11 protein-coding genes are annotated in these 16,170 nt (G+C 69.4%); 7 read left to right on the top strand and 4 right to left on the bottom strand.

Annotated features, from left to right (window positions below; all coding sequences use genetic code 11):
• Positions 1-79: 79 nt before the first annotated feature.
• Genes WMF29_RS35365 through WMF29_RS35375 form a run of 3 tightly spaced genes read left to right on the top strand, consistent with a single transcriptional unit; the run spans position 80 to position 6,170 of the window.
• A complete protein-coding gene (locus WMF29_RS35365) occupies positions 80-847 on the top strand; it encodes a carbohydrate ABC transporter permease (protein WP_437331200.1) in 768 nt (255 codons plus the stop codon).
• Positions 844-3,198, top strand: coding sequence for an alpha-xylosidase (yicI, locus tag WMF29_RS35370; protein WP_437324513.1), 2,355 nt, complete (start codon positions 844-846; stop codon positions 3,196-3,198). Before WMF29_RS35365 ends, yicI begins: the two co-directional genes overlap by 4 nt.
• Positions 3,195-6,170 carry a glycoside hydrolase family 3 C-terminal domain-containing protein gene (locus WMF29_RS35375; RefSeq protein ID WP_437324514.1) on the top strand — a complete coding sequence of 992 codons (2,976 nt, stop codon included), beginning with the start codon at positions 3,195-3,197 and terminating at the stop codon, positions 6,168-6,170. The genes yicI and WMF29_RS35375 overlap by 4 nt, the downstream gene beginning before the upstream one ends.
• A 168-nt stretch (positions 6,171-6,338) precedes the next feature.
• Here the strand turns inward: WMF29_RS35375 and WMF29_RS35380 are convergent, their stop codons facing one another.
• The gene (locus tag WMF29_RS35380) at positions 6,339-7,928 is read right to left on the bottom strand and encodes a hypothetical protein (protein ID WP_437324515.1); all 1,590 of its coding nucleotides are present in this window, start codon (positions 7,926-7,928) and stop codon (positions 6,339-6,341) included.
• A 388-nt stretch (positions 7,929-8,316) separates the two neighbouring features.
• Positions 8,317-9,321 carry a hypothetical protein gene (locus WMF29_RS35385; protein WP_437324516.1) on the bottom strand — a complete coding sequence of 335 codons (1,005 nt, stop codon included), beginning with the start codon at positions 9,319-9,321 and terminating at the stop codon, positions 8,317-8,319.
• A 63-nt stretch (positions 9,322-9,384) separates the two neighbouring features.
• Between WMF29_RS35385 and WMF29_RS35390 the strand changes: the two genes are divergently transcribed.
• The 3 genes from WMF29_RS35390 to WMF29_RS35400 all read left to right on the top strand — a co-directional run bounded on the left by WMF29_RS35390 (position 9,385) and on the right by WMF29_RS35400 (position 11,392).
• On the top strand, positions 9,385-10,335 hold the full coding sequence (locus tag WMF29_RS35390) for a LysR family transcriptional regulator (protein ID WP_437324517.1): 951 nt from the start codon (positions 9,385-9,387) through the stop codon (positions 10,333-10,335).
• A 138-nt stretch (positions 10,336-10,473) separates the two neighbouring features.
• Entirely contained in the window at positions 10,474-10,716 is a 243-nt protein-coding gene (locus WMF29_RS35395; RefSeq protein ID WP_437324518.1) for a hypothetical protein, read from the top strand.
• Between the two features lie 256 nt (positions 10,717-10,972).
• Complete coding sequence (locus WMF29_RS35400; protein WP_437324519.1) at positions 10,973-11,392, top strand: peptidase inhibitor family I36 protein; 420 nt, start codon at positions 10,973-10,975, stop codon at positions 11,390-11,392.
• Positions 11,393-11,766: 374 nt separating this feature from the next.
• Here the strand turns inward: WMF29_RS35400 and WMF29_RS35405 are convergent, their stop codons facing one another.
• Together WMF29_RS35405 and WMF29_RS35410 are read right to left on the bottom strand one after the other, a co-directional pair.
• On the bottom strand, positions 11,767-14,208 hold the full coding sequence (locus tag WMF29_RS35405; RefSeq protein WP_437324520.1) for a family 43 glycosylhydrolase: 2,442 nt from the start codon (positions 14,206-14,208) through the stop codon (positions 11,767-11,769).
• 293 nt (positions 14,209-14,501) lie between these two features.
• On the bottom strand, positions 14,502-14,918 hold the full coding sequence (locus WMF29_RS35410) for a DUF4267 domain-containing protein (RefSeq protein WP_437324521.1): 417 nt from the start codon (positions 14,916-14,918) through the stop codon (positions 14,502-14,504).
• A gap of 108 nt (positions 14,919-15,026) precedes the next feature.
• Between WMF29_RS35410 and WMF29_RS35415 the strand changes: the two genes are divergently transcribed.
• The gene (locus WMF29_RS35415; protein ID WP_437324522.1) at positions 15,027-15,962 is read left to right on the top strand and encodes a cupin domain-containing protein; all 936 of its coding nucleotides are present in this window, start codon (positions 15,027-15,029) and stop codon (positions 15,960-15,962) included.
• Positions 15,963-16,170 lie beyond the last annotated feature (208 nt).

Here is a 16,170-nt window from a genome sequence, read left to right on the forward strand (position 1 = left end):
GCGGAACCGGCCGCGGCGGCGCCGCCGGGGTCCGTCGGCCTACGCGGTGCTGGTGGCGCTGGCCGCGCTGGCCGGGATCATGCTGATCCCCTTCGCCGTGGTGGTCTTCAACGCGCTGAAGACGCCGGAGGAGTACACCGCCAACGGCCCGCTCGCCCCGCCGGAGGGATTCTATCTCGAGGGGATCAAGGACTTCTGGGAGCGCGTCGGCTTCGGCCACGTCCTGCTCAACAGCCTGCTCATCAGCGGCTCGGTGGCCGTGCTGGCGGTCCTGCTGTCGGTCCTGAACGCCTACGCGCTGGGCATCGGCCGGATCAAGGGACGGATGTGGGTGCTGGTCCTGCTGCTGATGGCCAACACGCTGCCGCAGGAGTCGCTGGTCTACCCGCTGTACTACCTGGCCAACAAGCTCGGGCTCTACGACACCCGGATCAGCGTGATCATCGTGTTCGCCGTCGTCCAGAGCGCGTTCGGCACCTACCTGCTGTCGTCGGTGATGTCGGCGTTCCCCCGGCCGCTGCTGGACGCGGCGCGGATAGACGGCGCCAGCCGGTGGCAGATCCTGTGGCGGGTGATCGTGCCGGTCGTGCGGCCCACGCTGGCGGTGATGCTCGTCTTCTTCTTCATCTGGACCTGGAACGAGTTCCTGATCCCCCTCGTCTTCCTCATCTCCAACGACAACCAGACGGTCTCGGTCGCGCTCGGCGTGCTGCAGGGGCAGCGGCTGATGGACGCCACCATGTCCAGCGCCGCCGCGCTGCTCGGCCTGCTGCCGACCATCGTCTTCTTCCTCATCTTCCAGCGCACGCTATCGCGCGGACTCACAGCAGGAGCGATCAAGGAATGAAGTTCAGCGACGGTTACTGGATGATGCGCAAGGGCGTGCACGCGGTCTACCCGATGGAGGTCCTCGACATCGACGCCGGGCCGGCGTCGTTCGTCGCGCACGCGCCCGTCCAGCGGATCCGGCACCGCGGCGACCTGCTCAAGGGACCGGTGGTGACCGTCACCTGCGCGTCCCCGATGCCGGACGTCATCGGTGTCACCATCACGCACTTCGCGGGCGAGCGGCCCCGCGGCCCGGCGTTCGAGCTGGCCACCGACCCGACCGGGGCGGTGACGTTGGACGAGGAGGCGGCCACGCTGACCTCCGGCGCGCTGTCGGTGCGGGTCGGGCGCGGCGAGGGGTGGAGGCTGGACTTCCTGGCCCGGGGCCGCCGCCTCACCGGCAGCGCGCAGAAGGCGACGGCGATCATCGACACCGACGACGGCCGCCACTACGTGCGCGAGCAGCTCGACCTCGGCGTGGACCACTTCGTGTACGGGCTCGGCGAGCGGTTCGGGCCGCTGGTCAAGAACGGCCAGGTCGTGGACATCTGGAACGCCGACGGCGGCACGTCCAGCGAGCAGGCGTACAAGAACGCGCCGTTCTTCCTCACCAACGCGGGCTACGGCGTGTTCGTCGACCATCCCGGGCGCGTGTCGTTCGAGGTGGCCTCCGAGGCGATGGCGCGGACGCAGTTCAGCGTCGAGGGCCAGTCGATGCGCTACTTCCTCATCTACGGGCCGACGCCGAGGGAGATCCTGCGCAAGTACACAGCGCTCACCGGGCGGCCCGCGAGGGTGCCGGGCTGGTCGTACGGGCTGTGGCTGTCCACCTCGTTCACCACCGATTACGACGAGGCGACCGTCACCTCGTTCATCGACGGGATGGCCGAGCGGGGCCTGCCGCTCAGCGTGTTCCACTTCGACTGCTTCTGGATGCGCGAGTTCCGGTGGTGCGATTTCGAGTGGGATCCACGCGTGTTCCCCGACCCGCCCGGGATGCTGCGCCGGCTCAGGGGGCGCGGCCTGCGCATCTGCGTCTGGATCAACCCCTACATCGGGCAGCGCTCGCCGCTGTTCGAGGAGGGCAGGGCGCGCGGCTACCTGCTGCGGCGCCCCAACGGCGACGTGTGGCAGTGGGACCTGTGGCAGCCGGGCCTGGCCGTGGTCGACTTCACCAACCCCGAGGCCCGCGCGTGGTACGCCGCCAAGCTCGACGCGCTGCTCGACATGGGCGTGGACTGCTTCAAGACCGACTTCGGCGAGCGCATCCCCACCGACGTCGTCTACCACGACGGGTCCGACCCGGACCGCGCGCACAACTACTACGCTTATCTCTACAACCAGACGGTGTTCGAGCTCTTGCGCAAGCGGCGCGGCGAGGGCGAGGCGATCGTGTTCGCCCGCTCGGCCACGGCGGGCGGGCAGCAGTTCCCGGTGCACTGGGGCGGCGACTGCGAGTCGACGTTCGAGGGCATGGGGGAGAGCCTGCGGGGCGGCCTGTCGCTGGGCATGTCGGGATTCGGCTTCTGGAGCCACGACATCGGCGGATTCGAGGGCACCCCCGACCCGGCGCTGTTCAAACGATGGATCGCGTTCGGGCTGCTATCGTCGCACAGCCGGCTGCACGGAAGCCGCTCCTACCGGGTGCCATGGCTGTTCGACGAGGAGTCGGTGGAGGTCCTGCGGCGCTTCAGCCGGCTGAAGATGCGGCTGATGCCCTACCTGGCCGGGGCCGCGCGGCAGGCGTACGGCGAGGGCCTGCCGATGATGCGCGCGATGGTCGTCGAGTTCCCGGACGACCCGGCCTGCACGCATCTCGAGCGGCAGTACATGCTGGGCGACGACCTGCTTGTGGCGCCTGTCTTCTCCGCCGACGGGGAGCTCTCCTACTATGTGCCGCGCGGCGTTTGGACGCACTACCTCACCGGGGAGCGCGTCGAGGGCGGCCGCTGGGTGCGCGAGCGCCACGGGTTCGACAGCGTGCCGCTGCTCGTCCGGCCGGGGGCGGTGATCCCCGAGGGCGCGGTGGAGGACCGTCCCGATTACGACCACGCGGATGGTGTAACGCTGCGCGTGTACGAGCCGGCGGACGGCGCCCGCGTCACCACCGTGATCCCGGGCGCGGACGGGGACGCGGTCACGACGTTCACCACGTCCCGGGACGGCCCGGTGGTGCGGGTGGAGGCCGCGGGCGCCCCAGGTGCCTGGAACGTTCTCCTCGTCAACCGCCGCGTCGCGGCCGTTGAAGGCGGGGAGAGCGCGGAGCACCCGCGGGGAGCGCTGGTCAGGGCGACCGGCGGCGAGCTGGTCATCACGCTGGAAGAGAAGGGCTCAACCACGGCGCCCGGTCCCAAAGGAGACGACCGATGAAGAGATTTCGCTCAATCGCTGCTTCCGTTCCGTTCGTCCTCGCGCTTTCGTTTCACCCCTCGGACTCGAGCGCGAGTGACATGCTGCCGTTCCAGGATCCCGGTCTGGGGATCGAGATCCGCGTCCGCGACCTCCTCGGCCGGCTCACGCTCGACGAGAAGATCTCGCTCCTGCATCAGTTTCAGCCTGCCATTCCGCGGCTCGGCATTCCGGACTTCAAGGCCGGCACCGAGGCGCTGCACGGAGTGGCCTGGTCCACCGATCGCGACAACGGCGGCGCCGTCGTGACGGCTACCGGCACGGTGTTCCCGCAGGCGATCGGCCTGGCGACGACCTGGAACACGGATCTCATCCGGCAGGTCGGCGAGGCTGTCGGAGACGAGGTTCGCGGCCATCACGCGCTCGCCCCTCGCGTCTGGGGTCTGCAGGTGTGGACGCCCGTGGTCAACCTCCTGCGCGACCCGCGCTGGGGGCGCAACGAGGAGGGCTATTCCGAGGACCCGCTCCTCTCCGGCGCGATCGCCACGGCATACGGGCGCGGCCTCGAAGGGGACGACCCGCTCTACCTGAAGACCGCGCCGGTCATCAAGCACTATCTCGCCAACAACAACGAGATTCATCGTGACACCACGTCGTCGAACCTGCGCCCCCGCGTGAAGCACGAGTATGACGAGCTGGCCTTCAAGATACCCATCGCCGCCGACGCCGTGACCGGCGTCATGACATCTTACAACCTGGTCAACGGCAGGCCGTGCACCGTCAACCCGGATGTCGGCGAGGTCGTGCGGAGCTGGACGGAGAAGACGCTCTACAACGTGTCCGACGCCTGGGCCCCCAACAACTTGAGCGCCTCGCAGAAGTACTTCGCCACGAGTGAGGAGGCCTTCGCGGCCACGCTCCTGGCCGGAGTGGACAGCTTCACCGTCGACGACGCCAACAGCGCGCGCACCATCGAGATTCTCCACTCGGCGCTCGCGCAAGGGCTTCTCACCGAGGAGGACATCGACGCCTCCGTCGAGCACGTCCTTTCCGTCCGCCTCCGGCTCGGCGATTTCGACCCGGACGGGGGCCCCTACGCCGGCATCGGGCCCGAGGTCATCGACAGCCCGGAGCACCGCCAGCTGGCCCGCCGGGCCGCCGACGAGGCCATGGTGCTGCTCGCGAACAGGCGTCGCCTCCTGCCGCTGGACCCGTCGGCCACGCGGCGGATCGCGGTCGTCGGGCCTCTCTCGGACACGCTCTACACGGACTGGTACTCCGGGGCGCTGCCGTACCGGGTCACGCCCCTGGACGGCATCCGCGAGCGGCTCAGCGGCGCCACTGTCCTCTCCAGCGAGGGCGTGGACCGGATCGTGCTGCGCGACGTCGCGAGCGGCCGCTACGTGACCGCCGGCGCGGACGAGGACGGGGACATCCTGCGCGTCGGCGCGGCCAGCGCGGGTCCCACCGAGGAGTTCGACGTGTTCGACTGGGGGCAGGGCATCGTCACGTTGCGCAGCGCGGCCAACGGCAAGGTGGTCGACCGCTTCAACTTCGGCCCCAACTTCGCGAACCGCGCCGCCCAGCCGTACGGCTGGTTCGTCCAGCAGCAGTTCGTCCTCGAGCCGCAGAGCGACGGCACGCACGCCATCCGCTACGCCGGATACGAGAAGGCATTCGACTGGGCCGGACCCGAGGTCTACCTGACGATCGCCGAGGACGGCGCGCTCGCCCTGACCGCGACCGAGGCGGCCAACGCGGCTCACTTCGCGGTCGACGTGGTCCGGAGCGGCGTCGACGAGGCCGTGCGCGCGGCGACAGGCGCCGACGCCGCCGTGGTCGTCGTCGGCAGCATGCCGTTCATCAACGGGCGGGAGGATCACGACCGCACGTCGATGGCGCTGGCCGAGCGGCAGTCCGCCCTGGTACGGGCGGTGCTCGCCGCCAATCCGCGCACCATCCTCGTGATGGAGAACAGCTATCCGGTGACCATCCCGTGGGAGAAGCTCCACGTCCCCGCCATCCTGTGGACCACCCATGCGGGCCAGGAAACCGGCCATGCCATCTCCGACGTCCTTTTCGGCGACCACAACCCTGCCGGGCGACTGACCCAGACCTGGTACCGCTCGGCGGACGACCTGCCGGACGTCCTCGAGTACGACATCATCAAGGCCCGGCGGACCTATCTCTACTTCGACGGTGATCCGCTCTATCCGTTCGGATACGGGCTGTCGTATTCGACCTTTGGGTACGACAACCTCCAGCTGAGCGCCCGGTCGGTCCAGGCCGGCGACCAGATCTCGGTGCGCGTCGACGTCACGAACACGAGCCTGCGGGCCGGCGACGAGGTCGTTCAGCTCTACAGCCGCCAGCCATCGTCGCGCGATCCGCAGCCCGCCAAGCAGCTGCGGGCGTTTCGGCGGATCCATCTCGCGCCGGGCGAGAAGCGGACGGTCGAGCTCGCTTTCGCCGCCTCCGACCTCGCCCACTGGGACGTGACCCGGAGCCGCTGGGTCCTCGAGGCCGCTGGCGTCGAGCTGATGGTCGGCTCCTCCTCGGCCGACATCCGCCGGAGCGCGGTCGTGCGCGTGCGCGGCGAGCGCATCCCGGCGCGCGACCTTGCCCGCGAGACGCGAGCGCTCGACTTCGACGACTACGCCGGCATCGAGCTGGTCGACGAGAGCATGGAGTGGGGCGATGCCGTGGGCGCCACCGCGGGCGACTGGCTCCGCTTCTCCGATGTGGAGCTGGGCAGCGGTGCCAGCCACTTCAGCGGCGGGTTCGCCCGCGCCGAGGCGGGCGACGCGCTCGTCGAGATCCGGCTCGACGATCCGGTCCGCGGCAAGGTGGTTGGGACCGCCGTCGTGCCGAGCACGGGCGACGTGTACGCCTACGCCACCGCGACCGCCGAGCTCGACGGCGCTTACGGGCGACACGACGTCTACCTCGTCTTCCGTGGAGCCGCCCGCCTGTCGACGTTCGCGATCGACTGAGGGGCCCTTCGACGTAGGTCTCCGCATACCCGTCTCCGTGCCGGTTTATCCCGGCGCACGGGAGGGTGGGTGGGATCACGTTACGCCCGGGTCATCCCCGACGGGTGACGGGCTCTTCGGTGGGCAGGAGGGGCGTGGCGGCGCGGGGGCGCGGCGCCACGGCCGCGCTCAGTACATCAGGTTGCCCTGGCCGAGCACGAAGGTGATGTTCTGACCGAACTGGGCCCGGGCGGTCGTCACGCGCGCGGTCGCGTTCACGATGCGGTTGCGGCGCTCGACCGCCGAGCTCGCCGCGAGGCCCTGGGCGATCTCGGCGCGCGCGAGGTCGAGCTGCTGCGCCGCGGCGGGATACAGCGTCATCGGGGCCATCACCTCGATGGCGTCGTCGATCTCGACGCGGGCGAGCTCCATCAGCTTCTGCTGCACGTCGGCGCGCGTGTTCGCGAACTGGTCGACGAGCACCCGCGCGGCGTCCAGCCGTTGCTTCGCGATGTCGGCGTTGAAGGCGGCGTTCAGCGCGCGCAGGAAGCGAGCGATGGCGTTCGCGTCGAGCGGCACGAGGTTGAGCGGCGTCCCGAAGCGCTGCTCGAGCTCCTGGGCGGCCGGAGAGAAGAGGAAGGGCGTCGAGGCGTAGAACGTGACGGCGTCGGTGATGCCCGGAGCCGCCTTGTCGTTGATCTGAAGGTTGTTGTGGAAGAAGGGCGGCGTGTCCGCGGCCTCGATGAGGGGCGGCGGGTTGAAGGTGCCGTTGCCGAACGAGTTGGGGAAGCCGATGCCCGTGGCGTCGAAGTTGGGCGCCGGCAGGTCTCGCCCGCCGAAGCCGCCGTCCGCGAGGAACTCGCCCCCGAAGCTGCCCCCGTTGACCGGCGACCCCTTGGTGCGCGTGCCGGTGTCGAAGTTGCGGTTGTTGCCGGTGTCCTGGAAGTTCGCGCCGGCGTTGTGGTGGCACAAGTCGCAGCGGCCGCGGTTCGGGTCCATGAACGCTTGCCGGCCGTCCTCCGCCTCCGCGTCGAACAGGCGAACGCTCGCCAGATCGAGCTCGTTCAGCCGCCCCAGGCTGAGCTGGAAGGCCAGGGTCACGTCCTCTTCTTCCGGTGTCGGCAACCGGAAATCGACGCCCGGCTCGCGGGCGAGGCGCTTGGGAAAGTGCTGGGTGATCGCGTCCTTGAGGAAGCCGCGCAGCGTGCCGTCGCTCGAGCCGTCCCCGCCCCAGCCGGTCCGCTCCGTGGGGGGATTGGTGGTGCCGTCCCCCGAATCCGCCCGGATGCTGGTGCTGAGCGAGAGGACGTGGTTCACCCCGCGCGAGACGAACCGGTGCGTCGGATCGGCGAAGCCGTCCACGTTCTCGAGGATGGCCGCGTCGTCCAGCAGATCCGATGTCTCGAGCTCGGCGAGCTCCGGCACCTGCCGGAACACGAAGAGCGGGTCATTGGGGTTGGTTTGGTCGAGGGCCTGGATGAACGGCACGTCGAGCGTCGTGTTGTTGGCCACGGGGTGGCAGGTGCCGCAGGTGCGGCCGTTGCCCTCGAACGTCTCGTGGAAGAAGACCCCCGCGCCCGCGCAGATGTCCTGCGAGACGAGCCCGGCGACCACGCGCGGATCCTGCGCGCATTCAGCGAGCCGATCCGCCAGGGCGAGCGATTGCGAAGCTTCGCCGAGGGGCTCCGGAATCTCGTCCTCTGCCTCCGAGCACCCCCCGGCGAACAGCGCCATTCCGACCCCGCACGCGAACAGCAGCCCCGTCTTCGAGCGTCCCATCAAGCTCTCTCCGTTAGAGGCGCAGCGCCCGGCCGTGGCGAGCGGCCACGATCAGGAAAGCGGCGCGTTTCATCCACTCTTCAGCTGTGGTCGCGGAGCCATTCGAGCCGCCCGGCGGTGCGGCGCGGGCCTCGTGAGCCACGCCCCGGCGGGGAAACCGCCGGAGAGGCAGCCCTCGCCGCCCGGCGCGCGAGGCCGCGCGCCGGGGGCGTCAGGCGGTGCTAGGAGCGACCTCAGACGAGCGATGATGTAGCTGAACAAAAACGATGTTCAACGTTCGGCGCGGCCCAGAGCTCCATTTTTAAATATTCTTTACAAACAGGCCCGGGATGCGCTGAGCACCGAAAACGCCCAGCTGAGCCCGTATCCGAAGTGGGTGACCGCCGCTTTAGAGCCCGCGGATCCAGGTGCGGAGGACGGCCAGCCCGGCCTCGTCCACGATCTCGGTCCCGAGGGGCGGCATCGAAGGCCAGTCCGGATCGCGCCTCCGGGCGCGCTCCACCACATCACTGCCGTCGGGATCACCCGGGTCGATCACCGGGCCGACGGCGGTGCGGTAGGTGGCCGTCGACTCGACGGACGCGAGCTCGCCGACCCGCAGCGTGAAATCGAACCTGCGCTCCGGGTCATAGCAGCGCGCGCCGTCGCTCTTCGGGCGGCTCCGGTTGTGGCAGTGGCTGCAGTTCGCGTGCAGCCAGCCGAGGGCGTCGCGCGTCACGGCGTCTCCGGGCAGCTGGATCGGCAGGCGCGGAGGATCCGACAGCATCCCGCGTGCGATGACCTCGTCGAGGTCGACCTCGCCCCGGCTCGTGGCGAGCTGGATCGCGGAGAAGCCGAGCACGCGGCTCCTGGTCCCGCCGTGGCAGCCCATGCACTCGGCCGCCGCGGGCACGTCGTGCGGCGTCCCGCGCGCGTCCGCGGCGCCGCCGGGCGTCGCGAGCGCGTCGGTCCCGTCGGCGTTCCAGACGTAGGCGACCGAGGCCCAGTCCTCGGGGGCGGGGCCCACCTTGGCGAGCAGGCGGGTCTCGACGAGCGCCCCATCCCTCCGGAACTCCTTCCACAGGCGGGTCCCGTCGGGGAACTGCCATGCATCCTGATCGCCGGTGTCGATCTGCGCGCCGGGCGGCAGCCGGATGAACCGCTGCTTCTCGGCGCCGTCGCTCCAGAGCGCGAACCCCGGCTCGTAGGCCACCACGTCGCTCGCCACCGCGCGCGCGGCGATGTCAGCGTAGAGGCCAGTCTCCGACAGCGCCGCGGGCAGCTCGGCCTGGCGCTCTGGATCGGGCGGATCGCACTCGTGGAAGTCGTCGCAGCCGGCGGCGGCGAGGCCGGCGGCGGCGAGCCAGAGCAGGGCGGAAGCAGCGCGGGTCGGGCGCCTCTCGCGGGTGGACATGGCCGTATCTAGACAGAGGCCATGTGCCATCTCCAGTGATGGTTCGTGATAGAGAATATCATCATGGTGAATCTATCGACCATCGACCTCAACCTGCTCCACGTCCTCGCGGTCACGCTCGAGGAGCGCAGCGCGACGCGCGCCGCGCGCCGGCTGGGCGTCACGCAGTCGGCGGTCTCGAACGCGCTCGCCAGGGCCCGCGAGCTGCTCGGCGATCCGCTGCTCGTCCGCGATGGCCGCGGCATGGCGCCGACGCCGGCGGCGGACGAGCTGCTGCCGGAGCTCGCGGCGGCGATGGGCCAGCTGCGGTCGATGATCGAGCTCCGGCGGGTGTTCGACCCGCGCTCGTCGACCCGGGAGCTCACGCTCGCCTGCGCCGACAACTCGCAGATCGCGGACGTGCCGCCCGTCGCGGCGGCGCTCGCGCGGGAGATGCCGCTCGCGCGGCTCCGCGTGGTGAGCATCGATTACCTGGTGGCGTCGGGGGGCATGTCCGCGGGCGGGCTCGACGCGGCGATCGGGGTGCACAAGCGCGACCCTGGGCTGCGCGTCGCGCCGCTCTACCGGGATCCGACCGTGGGAGTCGTCCGCCACGATCACCCGATCGTGGGCCAGCGTCTGACGCGGGGCTCCTTCCCGCGGCTCGGCTTCATCGACGTGCACATCCCGCTCGGCCGTCCGGGTCGTGGTCACGCCATGGTCGAGCAGGCCCTCCGCGCGCAGGGCCTGGTCCGCCGGATCGCCCTGGTGGTCCCTGGTTTCGCGGCCGCGACGATGGCGGCAGCGGCCAGCGACCTGGTGGCGTTCATGCCTCGCCGCGTCGCCGTGGCGCTCGGGTCGCACCTCCCTGTCCGGATCGTCGAGCTGCCCGTGAAGGACCTCGGGCACGAGATCTCGCTCGCGTGGCATGAGCGGACGCACAAGGACCCGGCGGCCGCCTGTCTGCGGAAGGTCATCGTGGAGACCCTGCGTGCGGCTGGCGGCGGCTGCAACGAGACCCCGCAGATCGTGTAAGGACCGACGGCATCTTCGCTGGCAGCCTTGAAGAACACCTCGCTCGAGTAATCCATGAACAGCGTGTGGATCGTGTTTGCCGCCAGGGATTCATAGACGAACCACTGCCCGTCGCTGATCCTGCGGTACCAGAGCTGAATGGGCATGTCCCCCACGGTGATGGTCGACATCCTGAACGGCCGCGGAAATCTCTCGTTGGTCCCGTTCCAGACCTTGATCCACTGGTCCGCGACGTGGGACTGGAGCTTGCGCGGCTCCGCCGGCCAGTTCGGTATTCCGCACGCACCGCCGATCAGCTTGGCGGTCCCCGGCCCTTGGCCGTCGCCGGGGTCGACGAAGCCACACCCCGTGAAGCCCGGGTTGGTGAAGGACAGGTGGTAGTGACCGTACCCCGATTCGTCCTCCAGTGTGCCTCGCGTGCCGCTCATGCAACGAGTTCGAGGCAGGCGCCACAAGAACTTCCATGTCGATGAAGCCGCCATCCGGGATGGATGAAAGATTCCAGGCACATGCGAGCCCGCGTGGTTTTTATGCTAAATCATGTTAACAATAGTCGAAGACGGGGATGCGTGAATAGCCTCCGGTGCTAGGTCCCTCCGCAGTACCTGCCCCTGGGTGGGCAGGAGGAGGAAACCACATGCACTTGCTCCAGCACGTTCAGAACCTCCGTCGTTTCACTCCGTCCCGCTCCCTGAGCTTGCGTGTCCTGGTGGGCGCCGGCCTCCTCGCGGGGGCAGGCCTGCTGCTTCCCGAGATAGCCTCGGCGCAGGAGGAGGACCCCGTCCCCTGCCCGTTCGACAGCGTCCTCTGCCTCTTCGAGGAGGAGGACTACGGCGGGGAAATCTTCAACGTCCGGGCGCTGAACCCGCAGGTGGGCACGTGCGTCAACCTTCCGGAGCACGGCTGGGAGGGAAGGGCACACTCTGCCTACAACACCAACGGCGTCGGCGCCGCGATGTTCCAGAACGAGGACTGCATCGGCTACCCGTACCCCATCTACGCGGAGAGCGGCCTGAGCCCGCTGCCGTTCATCCCCAAGAGCGTCTACGTCTACTGACGCCATGATCGGGCGAAAGGCGATGGGCGTCGCGGCCATCGCCTGACGCGCCCGGGGGGCGGAGGATAGCCCGCGCAAAGCCGTTCCGACCTGTCACGAATTTCCCGCCAACGACGGGCAGTCGACATAACGTACAAAAGTACGATCCGCTGATCCGCCTACAAAAACCAACGGATCCAACGAGTTCACTCGGCTGCGGTATGTTGCCTACATTACGCTGGAGTTCACGACGGCGTTTGCGCGGCTGCGGCGTTCGCGGAGAAGATCGATAGCCGCCCTCTGGCAGCGGCCGGCTGGACAGCGGGCGTGTGATCCGGGACGATCTCGAGCCGGTCGTCGTCTTCGAGCGCCACCCGGTCTACATTACGCTGAGCTCATCCGTTCTTCCCAGGCACGAAGCGGAGCGACGCGAGGCGCAGCAGCTCACCAGAGCCGCCCTTTGCCCTCAGGTAGACCTCGTGGGAGCCGGCGGCGCTCACCTTGCATGTCACGGTCGTCCAGGTCTCCCAGCCGCCGGTGGCGGGGACATCGCAGGTCGCGACGCGGTGGCCGCCCGCCAGCGGGTCGAGCCATACCTCGAGGGCGCCGCCCTTCGCGCTGGAGGCCTGCAGCTCGATCTCGACCGACGCCACGCCGCCGCTGCCCAGATCGACGCTGCCATACATGGCCCAGTCGCCGTCCTCCAGGCCGCCCAGCACCGGCCCTGCCGACTGACTCGACACAACCTCGGTGCCGGACTCCTGGTCCGGCTCCGCGGCCGCGATCGCGGTGAAGCCGTCGCGGTACGTGAACAGGTCGAAGTCAGCGCTCGCGTTGCTGGCAAAGACGCCGGCCTGGCTGCCGACCCAGCCCATGTTGACTGTATCGTAGTCCTCGAGCGCGCTGATGTCGATCGGCTCGCCCACCTGGGTCCAGATCAGGCGGTCCGTGCTGAACCAGCCGGTGGCCTCGTGGTCCTTGCCGTGCACCAGCTTCAGCCAGAGGGTGCGCTCGGCCGGCGCTGGGGCATCGAAGCTGATCTCGGTCGCGTCCACCGCTTCATAGGCGCTCTCGTCGGCGTTGAGGACGGGGACGACCGACCGGAACGAGAAGCGGATCCGGTCTTTTGCGTCCGCCCGGACGCGCGCCACCGACACCTCCTGGCTGATGGGGTGCACCCACGTCGGGAACGCCGTGAGATCCTGCTCCGGGACGGCGTTGCCCAGGCGAACGCCAGCTGCGTCGCCCGCCGCTTCGGGGGCGAAGTCCATCCTCACGATCATCGCCTTGGCGTGCAGCGCGTCCTTCTGGATCACCCACCGCGTCTCGTCCTCCGCCGGCTTGAGCCGGAGCCACCCGGCGCGGTCGGTGACCGAGTAGCGATCGGACGGCATGTTGCCGTAGAAAGTCCAGGCCGGTGCGAGCTTGTCCCCGGTGAACTCGTCGTTGACGGGCAGCAGGAACGGGATGTCGCTGGGCGGCAGCGCCGGCGCCGGCGCCGGCTCGCCCAGGCGACCGTTCACGACCGGAACCCCGGCGCCGCTCTCGTCGTCGATCCAGGTCACCTGGCTGAGCAGCCCCTGCCGGCCCAGGCCACGCCAGTTGCTTTCGCACTCGTACGAGTGGGAGAAGACCCACCACGTGCCGTCGGCGATCTGGAACGGCGCGGTGCTGTGCTGCGCGCCGCTGAACGGGGCCTCTCCCTTGAGGACGCTGCCCAGCGGCGTCCAGTCCTCGGGGTTGCTGCTCAGCGTGGCGGAGCGCCACCCGTACTGCTCGCCGCCGCACCCCGTGTGGGTCGAGTCGAAGTAATAGTAGAAGCCGTTTCGCTTCGTCATGGTGGGCCCCTCGGCCCAATTGGCCTCGACCGCGCTGTCGGGGTTGGCCGCGGGATCACCGCACCCCCCGTTCTCCACGTCCCAGTTGACGAAGCTGAGATCGATCGACTCGCCGCTGAGCTGCCCGGTCTCGGGATCGATCTTCTGGAGCAGGTTGACGCCGAAGTTGTTCTCCTCGCCGCCCGTCCCTCCATTCCATTTGCACTGCCCCGCCTTCACGACCAGGTACGTGGTCCCGTCGTCGTCGACGAACACCGAGTCGTCATAGCCGGTCCCGCGGCCGAACGATACGAGCTCCGGGTCCTCTCCGGGCGGCGTGTAGGGGCCCACAGGCTCCACGTGGACGGGCTCCCCCCAGGGCCCTGCCAGGCTTTCGGCCTCCGCGAAGTACTGGTTGAAGTTGACGGCGAAGTAGACCCTGTAGCCGGAGGCGACCTTGACGATGAAGCCGCCCCACGTCCCGCCCCCCGCCGAGGTCGAGGCCTCCAGGCCGGACCACGCCGGATCGACGACGCGCGACACGCGCTGCCAGCGGATGAGGTCCCGCGAGTGCAGGATCTCGACGTTGGGTGAGATGTTGAAGCTGGAGCCGGTGATGTAGAAATCGTCCCCCTCGATGTAGATGTTCATGTCCGGGTGATCGCCGGGCAGGATCGGGTTCAGGTAGGTGGACTGGGGCTCGCCCGGCCAGCTCGCTGTCTCGAAGGCGGCGGTCAGCGTCTTGTTCCCGTCCACCGTGACCTCCACGACGTCGTCCGCCTCGCTCGAGGCCCCGCTCCATCCCGTGAAGTCGGCGCTCGGCGCGGGTCTGGCGGTCACGGTCACCACTGTGCCGGCCCTGCGCAGGTAGGTTCCAGGCGGAGGATCAGTCGTCCCGTCCCCCTTCGCCTCGATGGTCAGGGGATATTCCACGGGCGCTACCTGCTCGTCCACTCCGCAGGACATGGGCAGGGACCCGATCAGGATCATCGCCGTGATGCAAGCGCTGTGTTTTCTCATGGTCATATCCTGAGTCGTTCTGGCCGCCAATCCCGGCTACAAGGATCTCTGGCGGGTGTGCATGACGGCCCGTGCAGTCTTCGGATCGAAAGGACGAGCGCGGGCCCACTGTGAACGCTCACACGACGGGTGTCAATTTCCCTCGCGACGGGCGCGAGGTCGACCGGCTGGCCGGTGCGGCGGAGCGGCCTCTGCTCGATAAGTGGTTATCGAAATCACTGCCGCCCGGCCAGTGCCTCACTCCCTGTGGTCGACTATCGCCCCGATGGGACTCCTTCAATCGCTTGGTAGGGTCACGCACGGCGGCGGAGCTGCAGCACGCCGAGCGCGATGCAAAACACGGCGGTGCCCCAGTGGATCGCGAGGTAGCCCGGGTGAGCGCCGCGCCACGCGAGCACGATGGCTCCGTCGACGACGGGGATCACGGAGCCGAGGAGCAGCGTGAGCGCCGCGGCGCGCCGCTCGCCAAGGAGCGCGAAGGCGATGAGCAAGACGCCGACGGAGAGGTCGCGCACTCCCTTGGCGACAGCGTACGCGGCGAGGCCAGCGAGCGGCACGCCGAAGGCCGCAGCCGCGGTGCCGGGGACAACCAGGAAACGCGCGCCGATGAAGCACAGCGTGAGGCCGGTGAGCAGCGTGGCAATGCCCGCCCCGCCGAGGCGGCGCAACGGAAGGGACGAGGCGGAGGAAGCGATAGTGGCGTTGTTCATGGGCTGGATGTAGCCCTCAGCGGACGCGCCCGCGATGGCCGGCGCGCGCAACGAATGTCCCTGAACGCTCACATTGCGAGCGCCATGGATCATCGCTAGGCTCGCGCCATGTACCAGGATGATCCGCTATCGAGCCGATTTTCCATGGCAAAACTCTCGTCCGAGCTTGTCTGCCGGACCGCGGCGCGAGGGGCTTGGGCGCTCGAGCTTCCGGCGCGTCCGATCCTGGTGCTCCACCACGTGACCGAGGGGAGCTGCGTGCTGCGCGCCGGGCGAGAGGCTGTCTCGCTCTACCAGGGCGACGTGGCGCTGGTGCGACCGAACGTGGGGCACCGCGTCGACCACGGCGACGCGAGGGCGAAGCCCGTGCTCCTCGACCGGTGGCTCGATGTCTCGCGAGAGGAGGACGGCGAGCGCGTGCTCGGCCGCGGCGCCGCCACGGCGCGCGCGCTGTGCGGCGTGTTCCGGTTCGAGCACGACGCGCTTGCCCCCTTGCTGCAGGTCCTGCCGACGGTGATCCACGCCGGCGCGCGGGCCATCGAGGCGCGGCCCTCGTTTGCCGACGCGCTGGCGCGCCTGCGGAGCGAGCTGCACGAGACGCGCCTGGGGGCGGGGCTGGCTCGCCGTCGCTGGCTCGAGCTCATCCTCATCGAGCTCGTGCGGCTGCTCGCCGACCGCGAGCCCGCGAAGCTCGCCGCGCTCGGCGCCACGCAGGACCCCGTCGTCGCCCGCGCGATCGCCGAGCTCGTGCACGACCCGGCGCGCGCGTGGGACGTCGACACCCTGGCGCGAACGGTGGGCGTCTCGCGCGCCACGCTCGCCCGGCGGTTCCTCGAGGCCACGGGCGCGCCGCCCATGGCGTACCGGGCGACGCTGCGCACCGAGCACGCGCGCCGCCTGCTTCGGGAGACGACGCTGTCGAACCAGCAGATCGCCCACGCGGTCGGGTTCGCCACGGTGCAGGCGTTTCAGCGCGCGTTTCGGCGCGAGACCGGGGCGACGCCGTCGGCTGTCCGCGCGCAGCTGCGCGCCGCGCACGGCTGAATCACCGCGCAGGAACGTCGATCAGCTCGTGACGTAGATCGAAATAAGCGGACGTCTCGTTCGCTTGGGAATCGCCAAACCCTCAACGAGAGATGGTTGCTCGGAAGGTCATGCCGTCGGTGGCGGATAGGCGGTGCATGGGCGTGTCTACTCGCAGCGGGAGATCGGAGAATTTAACGCCAAGGCGCAAAGGCGCAAAGGCGCAAAA

This window comes from Sorangium sp. So ce381 (assembly GCF_051473845.1).
GTDB lineage: Bacteria > Myxococcota_A > Polyangia > Polyangiales > Polyangiaceae > Sorangium > Sorangium atrum.